24 protein-coding genes, 1 tRNA gene and 1 pseudogene are annotated in these 21,767 nt (G+C 59.2%); 3 read left to right on the top strand and 23 right to left on the bottom strand.

Annotation, left to right across the window (positions count from 1 at the left end; all coding sequences use genetic code 11):
* The 22 genes from D1159_RS16050 to D1159_RS15945 all read right to left on the bottom strand — a co-directional run.
* Nucleotides 1–803: chemotaxis protein CheC (locus D1159_RS16050; RefSeq protein ID WP_202621120.1), on the bottom strand; the 803-nt coding region annotated here is incomplete at its 3' end.
* A gap of 6 nt (nt 804–809) precedes the next feature.
* Nucleotides 810–1,817, bottom strand: coding sequence for a FliM/FliN family flagellar motor switch protein (locus tag D1159_RS16045; RefSeq protein ID WP_161846634.1), 1,008 nt, complete (start codon nt 1,815–1,817; stop codon nt 810–812).
* Nucleotides 1,818–1,844: 27 nt separating this feature from the next.
* Nucleotides 1,845–2,630 carry a flagellar motor protein MotB gene (locus D1159_RS20275; RefSeq protein ID WP_347563709.1) on the bottom strand — a complete coding sequence of 262 codons (786 nt, stop codon included), beginning with the start codon at nt 2,628–2,630 and terminating at the stop codon, nt 1,845–1,847.
* Between the two features lie 39 nt (nt 2,631–2,669).
* Nucleotides 2,670–3,518, bottom strand: coding sequence for a MotA/TolQ/ExbB proton channel family protein (locus D1159_RS16035; RefSeq protein WP_161846633.1), 849 nt, complete (start codon nt 3,516–3,518; stop codon nt 2,670–2,672).
* 54 nt (nt 3,519–3,572) lie between these two features.
* Complete coding sequence (locus tag D1159_RS16030; protein ID WP_161846632.1) at nt 3,573–3,788, bottom strand: flagellar FlbD family protein; 216 nt, start codon at nt 3,786–3,788, stop codon at nt 3,573–3,575.
* A gap of 75 nt (nt 3,789–3,863) precedes the next feature.
* A complete protein-coding gene (locus tag D1159_RS16025; protein ID WP_161846631.1) occupies nt 3,864–5,120 on the bottom strand; it encodes a flagellar hook-basal body complex protein in 1,257 nt (418 codons plus the stop codon).
* 92 nt (nt 5,121–5,212) lie between these two features.
* Nucleotides 5,213–5,599 carry a TIGR02530 family flagellar biosynthesis protein gene (locus tag D1159_RS16020; protein WP_161846630.1) on the bottom strand — a complete coding sequence of 129 codons (387 nt, stop codon included), beginning with the start codon at nt 5,597–5,599 and terminating at the stop codon, nt 5,213–5,215.
* 14 nt (nt 5,600–5,613) lie between these two features.
* Nucleotides 5,614–6,273 (bottom strand): flagellar hook capping FlgD N-terminal domain-containing protein, encoded by a 660-nt coding sequence (locus D1159_RS16015; protein WP_161846629.1) that lies wholly within the window; start codon nt 6,271–6,273, stop codon nt 5,614–5,616.
* A 22-nt stretch (nt 6,274–6,295) separates the two neighbouring features.
* Nucleotides 6,296–7,468, bottom strand: a complete 1,173-nt coding sequence (locus tag D1159_RS20105) for a flagellar hook-length control protein FliK (RefSeq protein ID WP_161846628.1) — start codon at nt 7,466–7,468, stop codon at nt 6,296–6,298.
* 78 nt (nt 7,469–7,546) lie between these two features.
* Complete coding sequence (gene fliJ, locus D1159_RS16005; protein WP_161846627.1) at nt 7,547–8,011, bottom strand: flagellar export protein FliJ; 465 nt, start codon at nt 8,009–8,011, stop codon at nt 7,547–7,549.
* 20 nt (nt 8,012–8,031) lie between these two features.
* Complete coding sequence (gene fliI / locus D1159_RS16000) at nt 8,032–9,339, bottom strand: flagellar protein export ATPase FliI (RefSeq protein ID WP_161846626.1); 1,308 nt, start codon at nt 9,337–9,339, stop codon at nt 8,032–8,034.
* Between the two features lie 18 nt (nt 9,340–9,357).
* A complete protein-coding gene (locus D1159_RS20100) occupies nt 9,358–10,197 on the bottom strand; it encodes a FliH/SctL family protein (RefSeq protein ID WP_161846625.1) in 840 nt (279 codons plus the stop codon).
* Nucleotides 10,190–11,257, bottom strand: a complete 1,068-nt coding sequence (fliG, locus tag D1159_RS15990) for a flagellar motor switch protein FliG (RefSeq protein WP_161846624.1) — start codon at nt 11,255–11,257, stop codon at nt 10,190–10,192. Before fliG ends, D1159_RS20100 begins: the two co-directional genes overlap by 8 nt.
* Nucleotides 11,250–12,902 (bottom strand): flagellar basal-body MS-ring/collar protein FliF, encoded by a 1,653-nt coding sequence (gene fliF / locus D1159_RS15985; RefSeq protein WP_161846623.1) that lies wholly within the window; start codon nt 12,900–12,902, stop codon nt 11,250–11,252. Before fliF ends, fliG begins: the two co-directional genes overlap by 8 nt.
* A 46-nt stretch (nt 12,903–12,948) precedes the next feature.
* Entirely contained in the window at nt 12,949–13,251 is a 303-nt protein-coding gene (locus tag D1159_RS15980; RefSeq protein WP_161846622.1) for a flagellar hook-basal body complex protein FliE, read from the bottom strand.
* Nucleotides 13,252–13,283: 32 nt separating this feature from the next.
* Nucleotides 13,284–13,745 carry a flagellar basal body rod protein FlgC gene (gene flgC / locus D1159_RS15975; RefSeq protein WP_161846621.1) on the bottom strand — a complete coding sequence of 154 codons (462 nt, stop codon included), beginning with the start codon at nt 13,743–13,745 and terminating at the stop codon, nt 13,284–13,286.
* A 20-nt stretch (nt 13,746–13,765) separates the two neighbouring features.
* A complete protein-coding gene (locus D1159_RS15970; protein ID WP_161846620.1) occupies nt 13,766–14,152 on the bottom strand; it encodes a flagellar biosynthesis protein FlgB in 387 nt (128 codons plus the stop codon).
* Between the two features lie 674 nt (nt 14,153–14,826).
* Entirely contained in the window at nt 14,827–15,819 is a 993-nt protein-coding gene (locus tag D1159_RS15965; protein WP_161846619.1) for a stalk domain-containing protein, read from the bottom strand.
* Between the two features lie 70 nt (nt 15,820–15,889).
* Nucleotides 15,890–17,500: a hypothetical protein gene (locus D1159_RS15960; protein WP_161846618.1), complete on the bottom strand. Its 1,611-nt coding sequence runs from the start codon at nt 17,498–17,500 to the stop codon at nt 15,890–15,892.
* A complete protein-coding gene (locus tag D1159_RS15955) occupies nt 17,497–18,213 on the bottom strand; it encodes an ABC transporter ATP-binding protein (protein WP_161846617.1) in 717 nt (238 codons plus the stop codon). Before D1159_RS15955 ends, D1159_RS15960 begins: the two co-directional genes overlap by 4 nt.
* 2 nt (nt 18,214–18,215) lie before the next feature.
* The gene (locus D1159_RS15950) at nt 18,216–18,536 is read right to left on the bottom strand and encodes a YbjQ family protein (protein WP_161846616.1); all 321 of its coding nucleotides are present in this window, start codon (nt 18,534–18,536) and stop codon (nt 18,216–18,218) included.
* Complete coding sequence (locus D1159_RS15945; RefSeq protein ID WP_161846615.1) at nt 18,517–19,167, bottom strand: MerR family transcriptional regulator; 651 nt, start codon at nt 19,165–19,167, stop codon at nt 18,517–18,519. Before D1159_RS15945 ends, D1159_RS15950 begins: the two co-directional genes overlap by 20 nt.
* 186 nt (nt 19,168–19,353) lie before the next feature.
* Between D1159_RS15945 and D1159_RS15940 the strand changes: the two genes are divergently transcribed.
* The 3 genes from D1159_RS15940 (at nt 19,354) to D1159_RS15930 (ending at nt 21,447) form a co-directional block, all read left to right on the top strand.
* Nucleotides 19,354–20,223, top strand: a complete 870-nt coding sequence (locus D1159_RS15940; RefSeq protein WP_161846614.1) for a type II CAAX endopeptidase family protein — start codon at nt 19,354–19,356, stop codon at nt 20,221–20,223.
* Between the two features lie 85 nt (nt 20,224–20,308).
* Nucleotides 20,309–20,385, top strand: a tRNA-Pro gene (locus D1159_RS15935).
* A 126-nt stretch (nt 20,386–20,511) separates the two neighbouring features.
* On the top strand, nt 20,512–21,447 hold the full coding sequence (locus D1159_RS15930; protein ID WP_161846613.1) for a site-specific integrase: 936 nt from the start codon (nt 20,512–20,514) through the stop codon (nt 21,445–21,447).
* A 43-nt stretch (nt 21,448–21,490) separates the two neighbouring features.
* On the opposite strand, the pseudogene D1159_RS19350 reads toward D1159_RS15930, so the two are convergent.
* A pseudogene (locus D1159_RS19350) lies at nt 21,491–21,767 on the bottom strand (hypothetical protein); the annotation flags it as partial.

Raw genomic sequence — 21,767 nt, 5'->3', positions numbered from 1 at the left:
CCCATCCCTGCCATCATCTTCTCGATCTCCTCCTGGCTGAGCTTGCCGCCGGAGGGGGCCGGTTCCGGGGCGGGCGCAGGGGTGCTGTCGCCGCCCATTCCCGCCATCATCTTCTCAATCTCCTCCTGGCTGAGCTGCTTGTTGCTGCTCTCCGCGGGGGCGGGTTCCGGAGCGGACGCGGGCGCGGCGGCCTCATCGCCGTCCTTCACAAAGATCTCGTCCTCCAGACCCATACCGGCCAGCAGCTTGCAGGCCAGGGAGACGGGCATGACGTTCATGAACTCGCTCTCCATCTTCCCCTCAATACGCAGGAAGAAGCGGGCGAGCACCAGGTCCTCCCCCTGTTTTGCCTTAAAGTCCTCTAAGTTGTCCAGCTCAAAGGTGGTGGGCGTAGAGATATTCACCGGGTATCCCAGGAAGTCGGACATAGCCGTGGCGGAGGCACCCATCATCTGGTTCATGACCTCGCACACACAGCTGATGGTCAGATCGTTGAGTTCGAACTCCTCATCCGGGGTCTCGGTCCCCATGAGGATATCCACAATGATCTTGATGTCCCGGCGGCGCAGCACCATAATGTTGCTGCCCTCCAGGCCCTCGACATACTGAATCTCCACACCGATGGCAGGCTCCAGGTTGCCCAAAACGAAATCCTTTGACGCAATGACGGAAACCGTGGGCGTCGTGATATCGACACGGTGATCCAGCATGTTGGATACCGCGGTGGCCGAGGAGCCAAGGCTGATATTCATCAATTCGCCCATAGCGTCTAGCGCCATTGGGCTGAATAATTCTCTCTCCATCCTTTTCTATTCGCTCCTTTGCTCGGCCTGATAGCATACCTCGTCTATCTTGACAGCCATATTTTTCTTGTAGGTACCGATACGGCCCACAAACCAGTTATAACCGCCGATCTCCAAATAAACCGGCGCATCTTTGGGCCGTCCCAGGTCTACCACGTCTCCAATATTCAGATGGTAGATATCGCTGAGGGAGAGCTGTGTCTCCGCCAGCTGGGCCACCACATCCAGGCTGGAATCCCGCAATTTTTCAAAAATCTGATCCGAGTTATCCTCGCCAGTGGTCCTTCGGCTGGGATTTCCCTGACTGATTTCCCCAAAGATGCTGGTCAGCACCGTTCCCGGCAGACAGACGCTCAATCGTCCCGAGCCGTAGGCCGACTCCAGCTTCATGTCCACAATGACCACCGTCTCCTCCGGGCCCAGCAGCTGCACCAGCGTCGGGTTAACTTCCGTCCGGCTGTAGGAGAAGTCCACGGAAACATAGCTCTCCCAGCTGCCGCCCATGATGGAAATCAGATTTTTTACCAGCGTCTCGTAAAGATTCAGCTCCAAGTCCGTATAGTTGTAGTCCATAGGCAGGTCGTCATCCATCTCGCCCTCGCCGCCCAGCATACGGTCGATCATGCTCAGGGCCATAGGCGTATAGAGGTAGAGGATCACCGGGGACTCCTCTGTCCGGCCTTTAATCTCCACATCCATCAGGGTAAGCACATCACTCTCGGCCAAGGCGTTTGAGAACTCGTAATACCGCTGCTCCTCCACGCTCTCCACCGCCACTTCGCAGTTGATACGAAGCAAGGCGTTAAGCCGGGAGTTCACCACCCGGGTGTAGGTTTCAAAAATACCGTTCAGCATTTTGATACGGTCTTTTGTAAACTTACGCGGGCTGGTGAAGTCGTATTTTCGATACTTCTTCTCCTGTTCCGCCTCCGCCGGATGTTCCAGATCCTTTTCTCCACTGCGGACCGCGTTCAGCAGAGCATCAATTTGACTTTGTGACAGAACTTCTGACATCGAATCACCTCACCTGCTCTGCCGTGGTTAATTTTGATTTCCGGTTGTATATTGCTGGACGGAGTCGCCCAGCTCTGACTCCAGGTCGCGGGCGCTGATGATCATCTCCACCCGGCGGTTTTTCGCCCGTCCCTCCGAGGTATCGTTGTCTCCCACGGGCCTCCACTGGCCCATGCCCTCGCTGACCAGCCGGGCCGGGTCTATCTCGCTGTGGGTCTGGATATAGACCAGCACATTGGTGGCGCGGTTGGACGATAGAAAACGGTCCACCCGCGGATCGTTGGGGCTGTCCGGCACGTCCTGGGCGGTATGGCCCTGGATGCGCACCTCCTGAATCGCGTCCTTGGAGCCGGTCAGCATTGCGCTGATGCTGTCCAGGATGGGCATACTCTGATCCAGCAGGGTAAAGCTGTTGGGGCTGAAAAACGCGGTCTGGTCGAAGGCCACGAAAATCTGGCCGTCCCCCTTGGTGACGGAGATTTTTTCCTTCATCCCCTCCTCGGCGGCATAGGCCTGAAGAGCCTGGTACAGCTCTTCCATCTGGGTGTCGATGTCCGCCTGGCTGATCTCCATCATGCCGCTGGACTCCGTTTCCTCGCTGGGGTCGGCGTTGGGACCCTCGTTGCCGGAGGTCTCTCTGATGGTCTGATCCGCGTCCGGGTTAAAGCTCATAACCAGCGCTTTCCAGTTCTCCTCGCTGATGGTGGACATGGAATAGAGCAGCACGAAGAAGCACAGCAGCAGGGTTACCATGTCGCCATAGGTATCCATCCAGTTGGCGCCGCCGCCGCCACCGCCCTTTTTTCTTTTCACAGATCTTCACTCCTTGCCGGTCACCGGCACAGGCCGGGATTACTCTTCCTCGTTCTTCTTGCCCTTGCCCTTCTTGCCGCCGCCGCCGTCGTTGCCGCGTTGCTTCTGGGCCATGTAGGTCATCAGCTTTTCCTCCAGGAACTTGGGGTTCTCGCCGGACTGGATGGACATAATGCCCTCCACGATGATCATCTTGCACAGCACCTCTTCCGAGTCCCGGTTGCGCAGGATGGTGGCGATAGGCCCAAAGAGCATATGGGCCAGAATACAGCCGTACAGGGTGGTGATCAGGGCGGTGCCCATGTCGCTGCCCAGGGAACTCGCGCCGCCGCTGTCCAGGCTCATGCCCTTGAGCATGTTGATCAGGCCCACCAAGGTGCCCACCATGCCGAAGGCCGGCGCGATGGAAGACGCCTTGTCGTACATCCCCGCCGCGTCCTCATGCCGGGCGGACATGCACTCGATATCGTTCTCCAGGATAGCCCGCACCCGATCCGGGTCGTTGGCGTCCACGATGAGCATGATGGCCTGCTTGAAGAAGGGGTCGGTCTGCTCGCCGGCTTTCTCTTCCAGGGAGAGCAGGCCGTTCTTCCGGGCCACCTGGGCCAGCTCCACCAGCTGCTCAATGTACTGCCGGGGGTTGAACCGCTTGGTGTTCAGCAGAATGCCAAAGTGCTTGGGCATGGCCTTCAGCTTGCTGGCCGGGAAGCTGGCCACCACAATGGCGAAGGTACAGCCGATGGTGATCAGAATACTGGCGGGATCCAGGAAGTTCTTCAGGTTCCCAAATGTGATCTGAAGACCTACCGTCGGGTCGATCTTGCTGACCATGCCGAACAGCATAACGGCGACTGCCGCGACAACACCAATGATATAGGTTAGATTCATAGCGCTTCTTCTACCTCCCACCCGGGTAAACGCCAGGCGCTCTTGGATTCTCTCTTAACGTTTGTCTACCACGGTAATTTCTCTGTGGATATCCTGTACCTTCGCGTTATAGCTTGCTATTTTATTGATAATCTCGTCCACGCTCTCCATGACGAGAAAATAGTCGCGGTTCATCATAACGATCTTGGTCTCTGGAATGGTCTCAATGCACTCGATTTGCAGGTGGTTGACAAGAAATTTCTCCCGGCTGCGCTTGGTCAGTACAATCATACTCTGTGCCTCCCTTTCAGACAGGCCGGCGGGCGCGGAGTATCCCCCCGCGCCGCCGCCTGTTTATTGGAACGGTTAGCGCTTCATGTTGACCAGTTCCTCCAGCATGGAGTCGGTCACGGTGACAATACGGGTGTTGGCCTGATAGCCGCGCTGCATGAAGATCATGTTGGAGATCTCGGTGGCCAGGTCGGTGTTGGTCTGCTCCAGGCCGCTGGTGAGCAGCTTCGTGGTGCCGCCCGTCTTGATGGCCATGGTGTCGGAGGCGTTGGCATCGGGCTTTCCGCCGTTTGCCGTAATATGGGTCATGCCCTTAGTCAGCGTACCACCACCCTGGGGCGGCTGCCAAATACCGCTTGCATCTAATTCAAAGTTGCCCATATTTGCTTTGTCATAGACTTCCGCCGCAGAGCCGCCCAGCATAGCGATGCTCATCGCTCCAGCGCCCTCACCGCACTGGAAGTAGGTGCCGGTGACCTGGGTCACGCCGTTGGGGTTGGTCACATTGCCAATGGCCAGGAAGCCGATAGTGATATGCTGGTCGGTGTCCTTGGTGGTGCCGCTGATTCTGCCGGTCTTCTCGTCAATGGTAATGCTGTCCATCTCCGCATGGGGCAGTTCATCAAAAGTGGTTTGGGTAGCAGCGTCCATTCCGGGCACCTTTTTCAGCTGCTCGGCATTAGAAACCACATAGGTTCTCTTTTCCCGTGTAGCACCTGCTGCGGGAGCCTGGGTTGGATCCGTTACAGGGGTCAATGTTTCAACCCCATTGGCATCCACTGTTACATCCACCAACACCGAAACCTGTTTCGGCAGAGTAATAGGGGAAAGCTGGTTGCTTACAACAGGAATCGTGGTGTCCGTTCCCTGAACCTGACCTGTACACTGGAAACCATAGACCACATAGCCGGCCCGGTTGGACAGGGTGCCGTCCGCCTTGAACTCCAGGTCGCCTACCTTGGTGAGGAGAAGGGCCTTAAAGTCCTCAGCGCTGTTGAAGGTCATATTCTTGGTTTCGCCCAAAAGGAAGAAGCCGTCGCCGTCGATCATGCAGTCCATGGGCCGGCCGGTGGGCACATAGGTGCTGGTGCCCATGTTGATGTCCACCGTGGCCATGTTGGTGCCCATACCGATCTGGGAGGGGTTCTTGCCGCCCACGGTCTGGGTGCCGTTGGAGCCGCCGTTCAGGGAGGTATACAGCGCCGTCTCAAACACATAGCGCCCCGCCTTATAGCCCATAGTGTTCACGTTGGCGATGTTGTTGCCGATGACGTTCAGGCCCGACATATGGGCTTTCAGGCCGGAAACGGCCGCGTACATTGCACCAGTCAAATCATTTGCTCCTTTCGGTCTTTGCGCCGCCTGGCCCCCGCCAATCGGGCGGGGGCCAAAGACATCCGAAATTGGTCCTGCCTTCTGTATAATTACAGGAATACGGCGCCGTCAATATTGGTAAATACGTTTTCCTTCATCTCGTCCTGGGTGATGGCGGTGATGACCTTGGCGCTGGGCACGTTGATGATGAACGCCTTTTCTGCGTCCATGGCCAGGATATTGGTGGCGCCCTTTGCCTGGGCCCGTACCACACTGCCGGCCAGCTGGTCCATCAGGGCCGGAGTGACCTCGATGCCCCGCTCCTCCGCCCGGGAGATCGCGTGCTTGGAAAAGGCCACGCTTTGGGCCGGCTGCTGCTGCGCGCTGCGGGCCAGCTCCTGCTGAAGCAGCGCGCCAAAACCGCCGCCCTGCCCCTTTTGAGGGGAGTGTACTTGTGGGGCGGGACCCAGACCCGCGCCCGTTACGCGCTGGATCATCTCATCTCACCTCACTAGCCTACGGCTTCCGGGGTCGGTTCTGTCTCGTCCGGCTTTTCCTCCGTATCTGTGCCGGAGTTCCCGGTTTCGTCCGTTCCCTCTACCGGCTTGTCGCCGTCTACCGGGGGTTTATCGCCGTCGGTGGGTTTATCCCCGTCCACGGGCTTGTCGCCATCGGTGGGTTTATCCCCATCCACAGGCTTGTCGCCGTCGGTATCCCCATCGCCGTCGCCCGGCTTTTCACTCTCTTCCGGCTTGGGCAGACGTCCGATGGCCATAATGTCGCTGAGCTTATAGGCCTCGTCCCCGGCGAAAATCACCTGCTCACCATTAGAGGTAGCGGTACCGGTGACTGTAATCACCTTCTCCACCGCCTTGTTTCCATCATAGGTCAGCACAGTCACTTCCTTGCCCACCAGGGAACCGGCGTAGGACATAACGCTGGCGTCGGTCACATTGGCCAATGCGGTGACCATCTGCATCTGCACCAGCTGATTAAGCATATCCGAAGTATCCGCTGTGTTGTCAATGGTCTGGCTCTGGAGCTGGACCACCATCAGCTGGAGGAAGTCGGTCATGTTCAGGTCAGGACTGGTGTCGCTCTGGGTCTTTTTGGCCTCTTTTGTGGCCATTTCGGTGCGCACCAAGCCCACATCGTACATAAAATTAGCCATGAAGTCTTCACTTCCTTTCCGTTTAGAACCTATCGCCGTCCATAGGGATCAGGCCAAGCCGCAGCTGCTGCAGGAAGTCCTCGCTGTTCTGGGGCTGCTGCCGGCGCTGCTCCTGCTGCTGGTTTTGCTGATTGCCGTTGTGTCCATCCCGCAGATCCTGCCGCTGGCTCTCCTCCTGACGGGGCACCTCCACCTGGACATGCTCCTCATTATGGGCCAGGATATTTTGCAGATTGGCGGCGTGCCGCTCCAGAAGGCTGCGGGTTTCGCCCCGCTCCGCGGTGAGTACCACGTGCAAAGCGCCGTCCGCCAGACGGGTCAGCTCTACCTTTACGCTGCCCAAAGAATCGGGGGTCAGCTGGATTTCCACCTTGGAATCCCCCCGCTCCAGGGCCTGTACCAGTTTGTCCGCCAGCTGGGTGTTGATGTCCTGGGGCTCTTCGCTCTGCTCTGCCGCCGGGGCCTCGCCCACCTTGACAGGCACCTCCTGCACATCGTGGAATACCCTCTGGTCGGGGCTGGCGTCCACCACCTGGACCTCCTCCCCGCCGTCCTGTTTCTGGGCGATGGCTTCGGGCTGGACCTCCTTGGCGGCGGCTTCCTTGGGCTGGGTGTCCTCCGCCGCCGCGGTCTGAGTCAACTCGGTCTCGGGGGTGTGCTCCACGTCCTGGGCCGTGTTCTCCCCGGCCAGAACGGCTTCAAATCCGTCCTCGGCCGCAGGGGCCTGCACCACGTCTTCCACCGGGAGCTCCGTCCCGGCGGCGGGCATCTCCATCTGCTGGGGCTGGACCTCCTCCACCACGGCAGTGGCCCCTGGCGTGACAATCACAGCGCCCTCAATGGGGGCGGCGTCCCCGTTCTCCGGCTGTGCGCCTTGGGTCACGGCCACAAACTGGGCCACCTGTTCCGGCTGCACCAGACCGCACTCAATCAGCCGGCGCACCGTCTCCTTGGGGTCCTCCGCCGGCTGGGGCTTTGCGGGGGCTTGATTCTCCGCCGCGGGCTGCTCCTGGGTCTGATCGGCGGGCTTAGGCTCCTCTTTCTTGGCAGGGAACTCTGTCGCAGTCTCCTGGGTTTTCTCCTCCAGCAGCTTCTGGAACTCACCCTCTGGGGGGCTGCTCTTTCCCATGTTGGCGGCCTGCTGCTCGGTGAGCATCTGCATCATAGCCAGCATTCCGTTAGAAACCTGTTCCATTGTTCTGTTCACCTCCTTTTGAAATTAAGATATCTATTCCAAACGGCGCTCTTTATTGATACGCCGGTTTGGACCAAACTATGCCGGGGACAGGCTTGCGGTCCGGCCCGCGGCCCGGGCGGCGCTGACGAACTCGTCAATCAGGGCCTCCTCGCCCTTCTGCACCGCCTTTTGGTAGAGATCCAGCTTTTTCTCCTTCAGCTTTTCCAGGGAGGAGGTCTCCTTCTTGGCCTCCACCACCTGGTCCCGCTTTTCCGCCTCCTGCTTCTTCAGCGTCTCCAGGATTTCGGTCTCCCGCTGGATCTCCAGTTCCTGGGCCCGCAGGCCGTTTTGGTAGAGGGTGGCCTCGGTAATGCTCAGTCCCGTCTCCTTGCGCTGCCGGAACTCTGCATTATATGCCCGGTAGCTCAGCCACGCTTCTTCCACAATCTCCTCCTGCTCCCGCACCTGGGCCAGGATGGCCGCGTGTTCTCCCTTCAGTGCGTCTAAAATCTGCTGCTTGTAGTCCAGCACTGTATCCAGGGAAAACTTGAATTTCTTCATGGTTCAACCTCGCCCCTTATCTATTTTAGAAGCTGCTCCATTCGCTCCAAACACTGCTCGTAGGAAAACGCCTCGTTCACGTCCTGGGTAAGAAAAGCGTTTACCGCGTCGATCTTGGACAGAGCGAAATCCAGCTTCCGGTTGCTCCCCGGCTTATAGGCGCCGATGGCAACCAGGTCGGCATTCTTTTCGTATACACTCATAATGTCCCGAATCCGGGAGGCCAGCTGCCGGTGTTCCGGTGAGACAATCTCCACCATCAGACGGGAGATACTGGCGCTGACGTCAATCGCGGGGTAATGGTTGCTGTTGGCCAGGGAGCGGGACAGGACAATATGCCCGTCCAGAATGCCTCGCACGGTATCGGCAATGGGCTCGTTGGTATCGTCGCCCTCCACCAATACAGTGTACACCCCAGTGATAGAACCCCGGCTGAAGTTTCCGCTGCGCTCCAGCAGCTTGGGCATTTCGGCGTACATAGAGGGTGTATAGCCACGGGCCACGGGGGGTTCTCCGATGGCCAAGCCAATCTCCCGCTGTGCCATGGCAAAGCGGGTGAGGGAGTCCATCATCAGCAGCACGTCATACCCCTGGTCCCGGAAATACTCCGCAATGCCAGTGGCCACGCAGGGACATTTCATCCGCAGCATGGCCGGCTGGTCGGAGGTGGCCACCACCAGAATGGATCGCTTCATGCCCTCCTCGCCCAGATCCTTCTGGACGAACTCCAGCACCTCGCGTCCCCGCTCTCCCACCAGGGCAATGACGTTGATGTCTGCCTTTACATTCTTGGCAATCATGCCCATCAAGGTGCTCTTGCCCACGCCGGAGCCGGCGAAAATACCGATACGCTGGCCCTTTCCGATGGTAATCATACCGTCGATGGCCTTTACGCCAAATTCCATCCGCTCCCGGATGGGGGGGCGCTGGAGGGGGTTGATATAGGAACCGCTCACGCAGTAGGAGGTGCCTCCCTCAAAGGCGCCCTTCCCGTCAATGGGCTGCCCCAGGGCGTTGATGATCCGCCCCCGGAGGAACTCCCCCACCCGCATAGTGAGCTGGCGGCCGGTGTTGCGCACAAAATTCCCCGCAGAGATACCGTTCATCTCTGAGTAGGGCATCAGAAGGATGTGGTCGTTTTTAAATCCCACCACCTCCGCCGTGACCTGTCCGCCGGACTCGCCGCTGTAGATACGGCAGATATCGCCCACAGCCGCCCGGCCGCCGGAGGCCTCAATGGACATGCCCACGATGTTTTCAATTTTCCCGGTCAGGCTGTACGGCTCGGCGTTGTACACCTGACGGATCATCTGTTGAAATACAGACATGGGCGCTCCTCACAATGGTTAAAACAGATTGCCGCCGGACGTCCCCGAGGGGGTGTCCATCAGCAGGCTTCGAATGTTGCTGAGCTGGGTGGCCGCGCTGGCGTCCACAATCTCGTCCGGCATCTCAATAATGCAGGTGCCGGACTCGTCGTCCGCCATAGGAATGATGCGCACCCGGTCAGACAGGGCGGACAGAGCTGCCGTCAGCGTGGCAGGCACCTGCACCAGCCGTTTGGCGTCGCACTCTGCAATATAGATATGCACCCACTCCCGGCGTTTGCGCTTGTCAACAGCGGTCTGAATCATCCGGCTGATGACCTCCGCACTGCTTTTCAGACTGATGCTCACCACTTTTTCCGCAATGGTCAGGGCCAAATCCCGCAGTTCGTTTATACTTTCGTCCATTTGCCGGTCCAGCGCACCGCCGGCCCGGTCCAGAAATTCCTGCATCGCCGCCGCCTGTCTGTCGGCCTGTTCCTCCTGGAGCCTGGCCGCCTCCTCCATGGCCTTGGCGCCTCCCTGGACGTATCCCTCCTGGTAGCCCTCCTCCCGGGCGGCGGCGTGAATCTCCTCCGCCTGGCGGCGGGCTTCCTGCCGGGCCTGCTCCAGAATTTCCTCCGCCTGGCGGCGGGCCTCCTGCGCAATACTGTCCGCCTGAATCTGGGCGTAGCTCACCGGATTGGGCTCTTTTTCCGGGGCGGGAGGCTCTGTCTGCCCCTCTTCCGCCGGCTCTGCCTCCTCCAAGGCGGGGGACGTCTCCGCTTCCTCCGTCTCTACCCTGGGCATCAGCTTCTCCGCATCGGGAAACTCATAGGGCTTTGCCCTGCCAAGGGAAAAGTTCTTGAATATACTAGGCAATGATATCGTCCTTTCCGCCCTTCAGGATGATAATCTCGTTTCTCTCCTCCAGGCCGCGGATGATATCCACAATACGCTGCTGCGCGTCCTCCACGTCCTTCATACGGACGTTGGTTGTAATCTCCAGGTCGTCTCTGATGCTCTGGGCCATACGGCTGGACATATTGGTAAACAGCTTGTTTGCCACCTCGCTGTTCGCCGCCTTGAGCGCCAGCACCAGATCCCTGGGGTCGCAGTCCCGGACAAAGCGCTGGACAGACCGGTCGTCCATGGTCATAATGTCCTCGAAGACGAACATACGCTTGCGGATCTCGTCCGCCAGCTCCTGATCGTAGGAGGACAGGCCGTCGAAGATATTCTTCTCGCTGGTCCGGTCCAGGTTGTTCATCACGTCGGCCACGTAGTCCACGCCGCCTACCTTGACGTTGGCGCTGGTAACAATGTTGGAGAACTTCTTGCTCATCTCCGCCTCCACGATCTTCACCGCCGCTGGGGAGACGCTTTCGATCTTGGCCATGCTCTGCACCACCTGGACCTGCTTCTTCTCGTCCAGCTGGGCCACCACGCCCGCCGCCTTGTCCGCGTCCATGTAGGACAGCACCAAGGCGATGGTCTGGGGCCGCTCGCTCTGGAGGGCGGAGTACAGCGACTTCACATCCGCTTTGGTCATGAAGGAGAACTGGCGGTTCTCCAGCGTCTTGGTTACCTTGCTCAGCAGTTCCTCCGCAGTCTGAGCGCCGTAGGCTTTCTCCAGGACCGCCCGGGCGTACTCCAAGCCGCCCTCGGTAACAGACTTGTTGGCCATGCACATCTGGTAGTACTCGCCGAGCACATCCTCGGTCAGCTCCGAGTCCAGAAAGCCAAGCTTTGCCACCTCAATGGTCAGCTGCTCCACGTCGCTTGGATCCATGTGCTTGTAGAGCAGCGACGCCTTCTCCGCGCCCAGGGCGACGACCACTGTCGCCGCCTTCTGGGCGCCGCTCAGATCCGCGGCTGTCTTTCTTGGCTTCTCCTTCTTCGCCGCTGGAGCGCGGGTTTCTGTGGCTGCAGCCTCAGTCATTGTCGCTCTCTCCTCTCAGCCAGGTCTTCACCAGTTGGGCTGCAATCTCGGGATTCTCCTCGGCGAACTGCCGGATATCCTTACGCAGCTCCATACTCCGCTCGGTTTGCAGCGCCATGATATCGGCGCCCTCCTGTTGCTCGCCTTGGGCGGCAGCCACCGCGCCGAGCGCCAGCAGAGCCTCTGCCTCGTCCAGCTCCTCCTGGGCCTTCTTTTTCCGGCGTTTGCCCCGCAGCACCAGGATGAGCACCAGCACAATGATGAACAGCAGCAGTCCCACAGCCGCCGCAATCAGCACCCACATGGGCACACCGCCGCCGGACTGGGCGGGATCCTGTCCGCCGGGGCCGGTCTGAGTGGGATCGTAGAAGGGTTCGGACATCACGGAGATCTTGCTGGCCAGGTATTCGTCCGCCGTCATCTCCTCAGTGACGATGGCAGTAATATTGGCCGCCGCCGCCACATGGTCCCGCACCTGGGCGATGTCCACATTCCCCGCGGTGGCGGAGTTGATGCTCACCGCCACGGTGCAGTCGGTAAGGATGCCGGCGGTGCTCACCCGGTGGACCTTGTCGTGGGAGTTGTCATAGTCCAGCTGTCCGCCGCCGGAGACCTTATCCCCTTCCTCGCCGGGGTTGGGCTCCCGCTCCACATACTCTGGGATCTCAGAATTGGTCTGGGTGCCCACCGTGCCGCCGGCCCTCGTCTCGTCATCTGTATAGTAGGTGTAGTTATACACCCGGGAGCCGATGATGCCTTTGCCGCCGGTGGAGCCGTCGGCGGCCCAATCCGGCAGGTAGGTGTTCTCCTCGTCAGTGACTACGTAGCTCACGTCTACCACGCAGTTGACAGCCACCTTGACGTTCTCTTCCCCAAAGTAGGGAGCCAGCACCCACATAACCTCGCTGCGGATCTTGTTGGCCTGCTCCTCCTCCAGCCTCAGCTTCAGGGCGGAGGCCTCGGAGTCCGAAAAGTCGGAGGCGCCGCTGTACTGGTTGCCCAGGTTATCCACAATGGTGATATTGTCCACCTGAAGGCCCTGTACGCCCCGGGCGACCAGATTGCGGATAGCGGAGGCCTGCTGGTTGCTCAGCCGCTGGCCGCTGTTCATGGTCACAAAGACATACGCGGAGGCTTCTACAACGTTGCTGCTGTCCAGGACGTAGGAGCGGTTCTCCCCCTGGGTGATGCCCACGGTGGCGTCCTTCACCCCGTCCAGGCACCGGATGGTGGCGCCCATACGCTCCTGCACAGTGATAAGCCACGCCGTGTTCCGCTCCGTCTCGGTAGACAGCGCGCTGACATGGTCATAATATGTAGAATAGCCAAAGCCGGATTTTGGGTAGCCCTCCATCAAAAGCCGGGCCTTCAGCGCGTATTCCTGCCCCTCCGGCACCAGTATCGTGTCGTTGTTCTCCAGCCGGTAGTTGCGTATGCCCTGGTTCTCCAGGTAGGTCATAATCGTGGACGCTTCGTCCCCGGTCAGACCGGTAAAGAGCACGGCATAGGGCCGGCTGTTGGCATAAAGCGTGACAGCGGCAATGATCAGCACCAGCACCACGCCGATGATAATCCATATCTTTTTCGAAACCTTCTTGACCGCCGCCTTGACTTTATCCAGATAACTCTTCAGTTTTTCATTCAACCGTGATCATCCCCGTCTTCCCTGTCCGTCTGCTCCAATCTGGATCTTAGATGCTCATCCGCGTCAGCTCGGAGTAGGCGTCCAGGGCCTTGTTTCTGAGCTGAATCAGCAGGCTGACCGCGATCTCGTTCTTGGCCGCGGCGATCATCACCGTGGACGGATTATCCAGCTGCCCGGTGGAAAGCAGGTACTGGGCCTGGACCTTCTCCGCGTCGGTGTCCTTCACGTTCTGAATCGCGGACTGGAATACAGACGCAAAAAGACTCACGCCGCCGGACTGAACCGGCAACGCGGTCTCTTCTTTTTTTGCTGGGGCAATCATCCCCAGACGTTCAATTGGTGCAATCATCCCTAATTCTCTCCTTTCGGTTTCGTATTCCCTTACTTACCGATCTCCAACCCCTTGGCGACTACCGCTTTGAGGGTATTCAGCGCAGTCACGTTGGCTGAAAAGGCCTGGCTTGCCGCCATGGCGTCCGTCATCTCTTTTACCAGGTCCACATTGGGCAGCTCAACATACCCCGCCTCGTTGGCGTCTGGGTGGGTGGGGTCGTACACCAGGCGAAGGTCGGACTGATCCTCCACAATCTCCGTCACCTTAACGCCGCCGGCTGTAGTATAGCCCACATTGGGAGCCAGCCCCTCCGCCGCCCGGGCCATGGCCATCCGGAAGCTGTCCCGGCCGGACTCGGCCTCAAAGACCACCATCTTCCGCCGGTAAGCCCCGCCCGCCTCAGTACGGGTGGTCTGAGAGTTGGTAATATTCTCAGACACGATGTCCAGCCGCAGCTGCTGGGCAGTAAGACCAGAGCCCACAATATTCATTGAGCTTAAAAACGCCATATTAAATTACCTCCTGCCGGTTACTGCCCCCGCACCGCCATACGCAGTATGGTCAGGTCGCTGGAGATAGACTGCATTACGTATTGAATCTGGTAAGCGTTGCGCACCAGCTCGGTGCTCTGCTCCGTCACATTGACGCCGTTTTCGTCCATACGGGTGACCTCGTGGGCCTCGAACACGTTGGAGTCAGCCTGGGACAGCACGCCCCGCACCGCCTTCTTGGGGGCGTTCGCCCGCGCCGCCTGCTCCAGCTGCTCCCGGAAGGTCTCCTCAAAGGTGACTACCTTCGCCTTGTAGTTGGGGGTTTCGGCGTTGGCGATATTATCCAGCCCCGCCGCCTGTTTCGTCCACAGGAACCCCATTGACTTTTCCAGCATCAGCATAGAGTTGCTCGACAAGAAGTCCATAGCCATTTCTCCTATTCCCATTCTTTGCAGTTAAGACCGCAGCTGTCAGATCCAAGGCCGCTGCCCCCCAATTTTTACAGGGAGAAAACACTCCGCCCCAGAGCAGCGCGCAGTCAGAGCATTTGAATGACATAATTATGAATTACTTTGGTCAAAAATGCAAGCCCCAATTTTAGCAAGAAACCACTTTTGTACAAATCATGTAAGAACTCAGGGAAATGGCGCCGCAAATATCTATTTCCGCTACCGGCTGTTTTTCACTTCTTTTTTTCATTTTCCAGGATCTTTTTCCGGTTGTCCTGAATCGGGTTTGGTCCCTAGCGACCGCGGCCTGTCCTCTTTTTTCCAGCGTCCACAAAAATTTGCGTATGCGAGAGGCCTTTTCCCCACGCCTCCATAATATTTAACCTGTTTTTAGAATATGTCTGCTAAAATCCGCCCGCAAATTTCCAATTCTATCCATCGTGCGTAAGCTTTCTATATTGGGGAACATACCTTTGGATCTTTACTATTTTAGATGTTGCTCTATTATATCAAAGTTCTCTTCGTTATGGAAGTATAAATTTGTAAACTCCCATGCTCTATTTTCTGATTTTTTCAAAACACAGCCGGATCCCGCCCAAAAGCGATAGATCCGGCCGTTTTTAGCTAAGTTTCAGGCAGAAAATTTTTCCCTAGGCCTGCGCCAGGAAGAGGTCGTGCTGGCCGATAATACAGGCAGCCCGGACATAGACAATCCGGTTCACCGCTTTGACCAGACTGCCGTCCAGCTCCAGGGTATAGCTCAGCCCCTCCGGGCCGCTGACGGTCACCTGATCGGGCCGGGCGGCCTCCCAGGTAACAGTACAGCCCAGGGCCTCTCCCACCGAGCGCAGGGGGAGCAGCAGTTCCCCGTCCTCATACCGGGGCGTCACCCCTTCCGGCAGGTCCAGGGGAGCGCCGTTGATCCGGATCTCTGTCTCGTCCGCCTCCAGCCAGCCGGCGTGCTGGGGCACAATCACCAGCTGCCGGGGCCACGCCTGGGCGGGGTAGCTCTCCGCCACATCGTCATACCATGCCGCCACCAGATCCCCGGGCTTCAGGCTGTCCAGCCCATACTTCCCTACCACCTTAGTCTTTTCCGGGTCCAGGTGGTAGATCAGATCCTCCCCGACCTGGGCGCTGACGCCAGCGTCTCCCCGCCGTACCGCAGTCACTTGGCGGCAGGCGGGATACGCCCCGTCCTCCGGCAGGCCGGCCAGCACCACCAGCGCGTGGCCCTGGGGCGGCTCGCTGAGCATCAGCGCCTCCCCGGCGATGACGCACACTTCCTCCCCTGTTTCCAGCTGGCTGAAGGACATCTCCTCCCCGGTTACGGCGTTGATAATGGCCGTCTTGCCGCTCAGGTGGTACACAACCTTCCCCGTCCGTTCCCCGGTCCTGTCCAGCTCGATGGACCGCTCCGCATGGCCGCTTGCCGGATCTCCGCCGCCTTCCGGCGCCAGGGGCAGGCCGCACAGATAGAGCAAATCTGTGATTACACCGGTATCCGCCAGATACTGCCCCGCCGCGGGCTCCGCCTGGGGGAGCTGCGCTTCCGTGGCGGGGTCAGGGGCTGCCGCCGCCCCGGCGGAAACGCTCAGCATCACAAAGGCCAGCACAGCGGAAAACAGGCTCTTTCGCTTCATGGCTATAACCTCCATTTCTTTGTTGCTGCCCTTTTAGACGTGGGGCAACCCCGATTGGTTCCCTCTGGATTCACAGCGCCAGAAATTTTCTCTTACCCACCGTTCCCAGCAGCCACAGGGCGATCAGCGCCAGCAAGGCGCACACCCCGCCGCACAGGGCCAGGGCCCCGGCGCTCCCCGCCGGTCCCCGGAGCAGGTACCACAGCCCGCCCAGGGCCACAGCCAGCAGCATCCCCCCAAAGCTGCCAATGAAGGATGCCGCGGACTGCTTCACCACCACCGCGTCGTTTGAAGCGTCCAGCTTGGGGAAGCAGAGGTTGACCAGCAGGCCCAGCACAGCGGCGGCCCCGGCAAAGGCGGCGCACACGCCAAAGGCCAGCAGCAGCTCCGCAGGCGGCAGGGCCAGGGCAAACCCCGTCCCCGCCAGACACACCGCCCCGCAGGGGAGGGCCAGCAGCAGCTGAAACAGGACCTTCGCCCCAAAGATCCACCCCACAGGCACCGGTGCCTCCTTGAGAATCCACAGATACTTCCCCTCCAGGCTGATGGAGGAGCTGGTGATGGCCGCGGTACCCAGCATCAGACACACCATCCCCGTCAGCAGCGGCGTCAGCGGCAGCTCCACTCCCGCCGCCGCCAGCAGGGAGATTGTCCCCGCCAGCCGGGCCCGGAAGACCACCGACGCCACCCCGGCGGCCACCAGAAAGATCAGGCCGATTCCGGCGTTGAACAGGTACATGGGGGAGTGGAAAAACCGCCCCGCCTCCTTGGCCAGCAGCGCCCGGCGGACGCTTCCGGCAGACACCCGCTCCAGCTTGTAGTCCGACCGGGCCCCCCTGGCGGTCAAGCCGGTGACAATGGCCTTATACCGCCCGCCGAAGCCCCACACCGCCCCCAGAAACGGGAGCGCCGCGATTCCAATCAAACCCAGCAGGCCGGACCAGGCCCCGCCGCACACCCAGTCCTGCATCAGCAGGAAGGGAATCCCCCAGCCGGCGAAGCCCTGCCGCAGTCCCGCCGCGTGCTCAACCAGATCCGCGATCAGAGCGTTCAGCCGAAAGGCCATTGCAAAAATCAGGGCAAAGAACAGGCCGTAGCATACCATGGTCAGGCCGCTGCGGCTGCGCAGCCGGCTGGTCAGCCACGCCAGCACAAAGCCCCCTGCCAGGGCCAGCACCGTGGGCAGCACAGCCAGTACCGCCGTCCCCGCCAGCAGGCGCAGCGCCAGCCCGGCGCCGCCCTCGCCGCCGTACCACAGAAACACGCCCCCTGCCGGCAGCAGAATAAAGGCGGTGGTCAGCAGGTTTTCCAGGTACAGCGCTGCGGAGCGGGCCAGCATCAGCACAAAGGGGGATACCGGCAGGGCCAGAACCAGATCGTTGTCCCGCCCCCCGAATACCACTCCCTGGGCGGCAAAGAGCGTAAAAAAGGTCCCCAGAACTACCGCCAGCACCGGCATAATCAGAAACAGCACCGCCAGCTGCCCCGCCGGCGCCAGCGCAGAGGCGAAAAGAAAGCTGTACAGCCCAGACAGGTAGGCGCACAGGCCCGCCATCACCGCCATGACGCTGATACCGGAGAAGGTCTTCTTCCGGCTGCGCCGGCCTATTCCCGTCCCAACGGACAGCGCGGCCTTGAGCTGGACGGACAGCAGCGCCCGGAACTGTCTCAGTCCCCTCATCGTCCCTCGCCTCCCAGACCCAAAAACACGTCCTCCAGGGTGGAGTCTCCCACCAGCTCCGCCGTGGGGCCCTCCTTCACCAGTTTCCCGTTTTGGATGATGGCAATCCGGTGGCACAGCCGCTCCGCTACCTCTAATACGTGGGTAGAGAAGAAAACCGCGCCCCCCGCCTGGCACAGCTCGCTTAAAAACTCCTTCAGCAGGTGGCTGGCCTCCGGGTCCAGACCCACAAAGGGCTCGTCCAGAATCAGCAGCCGGGGGGCGCGGATGAGCGCGGAGATGAGGGCCAGCTTTTGCTTCATGCCGTGGGAGTAGCTGCCGATGGGGCTGCCCAGGTTTCCCGTCAGGCGGAAGGCGTCGGCATACCGGGCGATGCGCGCCTTCCGCTCCCCGCCAGGGATCTCGTAGAGATCCGCGATAAAGGTCAGATAGCGGATGCCGGTGAGGAAGTCATACAGATCCGGGTTATCCGGCAGGAAGGCCGTCACCCGCTTGGCCGCGATGGGCTCCTTTTGGATGTCATGGCCGTCAATGGAGATGGTCCCCTGGGAGAAGTCCATCACCCCCGCCGCCGCCCGGAGAGTGGTGGTCTTCCCCGCTCCGTTGTGGCCGATAAAGCCAAAAATGGCCCCTGCCGGCACGTGGAGGCTCAGCCCGTCCACCGCCCGCTTTCCCCCGGGATAGGTCTTGGAAAAATCCTCAATGTGCAGCATGGTTACTCCTCTCCCGTCACTCGTACCGCCGTTCCGAAGGCAGTGACCTCCGCCGCCCCCTGCATCACCGACGAGCTGGCATAACGGATGTTCAAAATGGCGTCCGCCCCCAGCGCCTCCGCCTCGTCCACCATCCGCTTGGTGGCGATCTGGCGGGACTGATTCAACAGCTGTGTATAGCTCTCAATCTCGCCCCCCACCAGATTTTTCATGCCGGCCATAAAGTCCTTGCCAAAGTTCTTGGACTGGACCACCGAGCCCTTCACAAGGCCCAGGGCCTCCACCCGCTTGCCGGGGATGTAGTCAATATTTAGAAGCAGCATCTTCTTCTCCTCCCTGAATCTGTTTCATCCGCTGCCAAAGGGCCAGCAGCACCCCTATAATAAACACCATAGGCACCGCCATAAACAGAAAAATCAACCCCAACGGCGGCGCGTCCTCCGGACTGACGGAAAAGCCCCAGAAAATCAGCCCCATCAGTCCCGCCATCAGCAGCACAAACACAGCGGCGGCGATTACCGGCTCCCGGTACCGGGTGCGGGTGTCCTGTTTTTTCACATTCATAAATCGGGTCCCCTCCTGCTCCATCTGTTCCATCTCCTTCAGATAGCTCTGGGCGTTCAGTGTGGGGAGCTGCTCCCGGGCGTCGGTGAGCCGCTGGCACAGGGCCTCAATGGTGGCCAGGTTCTCCCGGCTCCGGCGCAGCTGAATCATGTGCCGGCCCAGCACATCGTCCAGCCAGAGCGTCCCGCTCTGCAGCTTGCGGATCTCCTCCAGGGGTATATTCAGCTTGCGCAGCAGCTTGATTTTGCGCAGCATGTCCACATCCTCCCGGCTGTAGTCCCGGTAGCCGTTTTCGCTGTTGCGCCCCGGGGTGAGCAGCCCCTCCTTCTCATAGAAACGGATATTCCGTTTGGTGATGCCCACCAGCTCCTCCACTTCGTTGATCTTCATTCTCTCCCTCCCTTCCGCTCTATGGTACACCCTGCACCCAGTGGAAGGTCAAGACTTTTTTCGTGCTGCGTATGATTTCAGCACAAATCAGCCCCGACGCTCCAGGCCACAGCAAGTATTGTTCCCCCGCTCCCCTTCTGGTATAATAAATTCTCCACCCTTCACCTTGTGGAAAGGAGTTTGCCTATGCGCCCCACCTTCCCCTTCTCCAGAATTGGCTGGGCGCTGCTGGTCCACCAGCTCGCCGCCCTGGCCGCTCAGTTCATTCTGCTCACCCTCGCCCGGACCGCCGCCCCTCAGCTTCTCCGGCAGGCCGGGTTCCAGTGGGGGATCATCGTCCTGTCCTCCTACGGCGCCGCCTTTCCCCTGTTCCGCCTGGCGCTGGGCTCCGGCCCCTCTGTCCGGACGCCCCGCCATCCCCTGGGCCCCAGGGCGCTGGCCGGGGCCTGGTGCGCCGCCATGTGCCTGCTTCTGGTCAGCAATCTGGCCACCCTGTTTTTCCTGGACGTTCTGGAAACCCTTCTGGGCGCCCCGGTACACAACCCGGTGGGCCAGCTTCTCTCCTTTCCCCCCTGGATGACCTTTACGCTGGTGTGCGTTCTCGCCCCCATCTTTGAGGAGTGGATGTTCCGCGCGCTTATGCTGGCCCGTCTGCGCCCCTTCGGCCCGGGCTTTGCCCTGATCCTCTCCTCTCTGGCCTTCGCCCTTCTCCACGGGAATCTCAACCAGTTTTTTTACACCTTCACCACCGCCCTGGTCCTGGGCGGGGTCTACCTCCGCTCCGGCTGTCTGTGGCAGTCCATTCTCCTCCACAGCCTGGTCAATCTGGCAGGCAGCGGCCTGCTCACCCCCTATTTTCCCGTTCTCCCCGCCCTGCTGCTGCTCAACATTCCCCTGGGTGTGGCCCTGCTCACCCGCCGGCGGCAGGCCCTCACCGCTTTTCTTACCAGCCCGGCCTATCCCGGGGCCTGGCAGGCCCTCTGCCGGGCCCCCGGGGTCCTGGCCCTCCTCCTCTGGACCGCCCTCTCCTTTCTCTCCCCCATCCTCTTCAAATAATTTTTAAATTTTCTTGAAATCCCCCTTGCCAAATGAGAAAAAACGTGCTATATTGTATAAGCTGTCTGGTGGACAGCAAATTGATCCGGGTGTGGCGAAGTTTGGTATCGCGCTTGAATGGGGTTCAAGAGGCCGCTGGTTCAAGTCCAGTCACTCGGACCACGAAACCCGCAAACCGTTGTAAGACAATGGTTTGCGGGTTTTCTGTTTGCTTTTTCCACACTCTTGATTAGCCGCACAGTACGCTTGATTTTTCAGAAAAATTTGACAAATCAGGAGTGTTGAAAAATGGCTAAAATCAAGATGAAACACAGCGTCACGGTTGCGGACACATTCGCTGACTTCCTCGCTGGAAAGAAAGCGGCGGGGGTCAGTGAAAAGACCCTTGCCACCTACGGACAGCACTTTTCCGCCATCAGTAAGCACCTATCCCCCACTATCCCTATTGACGGGCTGAACAAGGCAGATTTGGAGGCCACGATTGCCAGCATGAGGGACGCGGGCCTCGCGGCTAACTCCATCAAAAGCTATACGCGGACGCTCAAATCCTTTTTGTCGTGGTGCAACGAAGCGGGAATTACCCGGCTCAATATCCCACTCTACAAGGCGGAGGAAACGATAAAAGAAACCTACTCGGACGAAGAACTGAAAAAGCTGTTAAAGAAGCCAGACACGAAGAAATGCGACTTTCCCGAATATCGGAATTGGGCGATTATCAATCTCTTACTCAATAACGGTTGCCGCGCCGCCACCATCCGCAATATTCAAATCAAAGATGTGGACATGGACAACAAAGTGATTTATCTGCGGCATACCAAAAACAAGCGGGCGCAGGTCATTCCCCTCTGTGAAGCCCTCTGCGGCGTTCTGCGGGAGTATATGCTGGTACGCGGCGGCGGTGGAGATGATTGCCTGTTTCCCAATGAAAACGGCTCACAGTTGACGGAGAACGGCCTGCGGTGCAGTATTGCCAGCTATAACAGGCGGCGGGGCGTGGAAAAGACAAGTATTCACCTGTTTCGTCACACATTCGCAAAAAAGTATCTGGTGGACTGCGGCGGGAATGCGTTCACTCTTCAACGGCTTTTAGGCCACTCCACCCTTGACATGACAAAACACTACTGCGCAATATTTGACGCAGACATTACCAAAAACTATGATAGCTTTTCCCCACTGACACAGATAAAAGGTGCGGAGGGCAGTAAAATCAAAATGGGGCGGTAATATATACAAATGGGCGGGGATTATTCCCGCCCATTTTTGAAGTTCACTTTACAAGTTCCATCTGCGTATCGCAGTCCAAACAGGCAATATTGACCGTTTTCGTTGCCCGGACGGAATTTCCACAACAGGGGCAAATATACTTTCGCGTGCTGGACGGGCGCGGCGGCGGGGTGGTATTCGTTCCGCTGTGTCGGCCCGTTCCCGTGACCTGAAAACCGCCGTACTCATTTCGGTTAATTAATATGATTTTGTCAATATTAGTTGACACATTTTCCACAAGGATTTTGAATCCTAGGCAGTCTCTTTCTTTTTCAGGGAAT

Source organism: Pseudoflavonifractor sp. 524-17 (assembly GCF_009935845.1).
In the GTDB taxonomy this organism is placed as follows: Bacteria; Bacillota; Clostridia; order Oscillospirales; family Oscillospiraceae; genus Pseudoflavonifractor_A.
This window is presented reverse-complemented; position numbering and strand designations above follow the sequence as displayed.

Coding starts and splice junctions, on each gene's coding strand:
- D1159_RS16045 (WP_161846634.1), bottom strand. CDS start 1,817: ATGTCAGAAGTTCTGTCACAAAGTCAAATTGATGCTCTGCTGAACGCG.
- D1159_RS16035 (WP_161846633.1), bottom strand. CDS start 3,518: ATGAATCTAACCTATATCATTGGTGTTGTCGCGGCAGTCGCCGTTATG.
- D1159_RS16030 (WP_161846632.1), bottom strand. CDS start 3,788: ATGATTGTACTGACCAAGCGCAGCCGGGAGAAATTTCTTGTCAACCAC.
- D1159_RS16020 (WP_161846630.1), bottom strand. CDS start 5,599: ATGATCCAGCGCGTAACGGGCGCGGGTCTGGGTCCCGCCCCACAAGTA.
- D1159_RS16015 (WP_161846629.1), bottom strand. CDS start 6,273: ATGGCTAATTTTATGTACGATGTGGGCTTGGTGCGCACCGAAATGGCC.
- D1159_RS20105 (WP_161846628.1), bottom strand. CDS start 7,468: ATGGAACAGGTTTCTAACGGAATGCTGGCTATGATGCAGATGCTCACC.
- fliJ (WP_161846627.1), bottom strand. CDS start 8,011: ATGAAGAAATTCAAGTTTTCCCTGGATACAGTGCTGGACTACAAGCAG.
- fliI (WP_161846626.1), bottom strand. CDS start 9,339: ATGTCTGTATTTCAACAGATGATCCGTCAGGTGTACAACGCCGAGCCG.
- fliG (WP_161846624.1), bottom strand. CDS start 11,257: ATGACTGAGGCTGCAGCCACAGAAACCCGCGCTCCAGCGGCGAAGAAG.
- D1159_RS15980 (WP_161846622.1), bottom strand. CDS start 13,251: ATGATTGCACCAATTGAACGTCTGGGGATGATTGCCCCAGCAAAAAAA.
- flgC (WP_161846621.1), bottom strand. CDS start 13,745: ATGGCGTTTTTAAGCTCAATGAATATTGTGGGCTCTGGTCTTACTGCC.
- D1159_RS15970 (WP_161846620.1), bottom strand. CDS start 14,152: ATGGACTTCTTGTCGAGCAACTCTATGCTGATGCTGGAAAAGTCAATG.
- D1159_RS15965 (WP_161846619.1), bottom strand. CDS start 15,819: ATGAAGCGAAAGAGCCTGTTTTCCGCTGTGCTGGCCTTTGTGATGCTG.
- D1159_RS15960 (WP_161846618.1), bottom strand. CDS start 17,500: ATGAGGGGACTGAGACAGTTCCGGGCGCTGCTGTCCGTCCAGCTCAAG.
- D1159_RS15955 (WP_161846617.1), bottom strand. CDS start 18,213: ATGCTGCACATTGAGGATTTTTCCAAGACCTATCCCGGGGGAAAGCGG.
- D1159_RS15950 (WP_161846616.1), bottom strand. CDS start 18,536: ATGCTGCTTCTAAATATTGACTACATCCCCGGCAAGCGGGTGGAGGCC.
- D1159_RS15945 (WP_161846615.1), bottom strand. CDS start 19,167: ATGAAGATCAACGAAGTGGAGGAGCTGGTGGGCATCACCAAACGGAAT.
- D1159_RS15940 (WP_161846614.1), top strand. CDS start 19,354: ATGCGCCCCACCTTCCCCTTCTCCAGAATTGGCTGGGCGCTGCTGGTC.
- D1159_RS15930 (WP_161846613.1), top strand. CDS start 20,512: ATGGCTAAAATCAAGATGAAACACAGCGTCACGGTTGCGGACACATTC.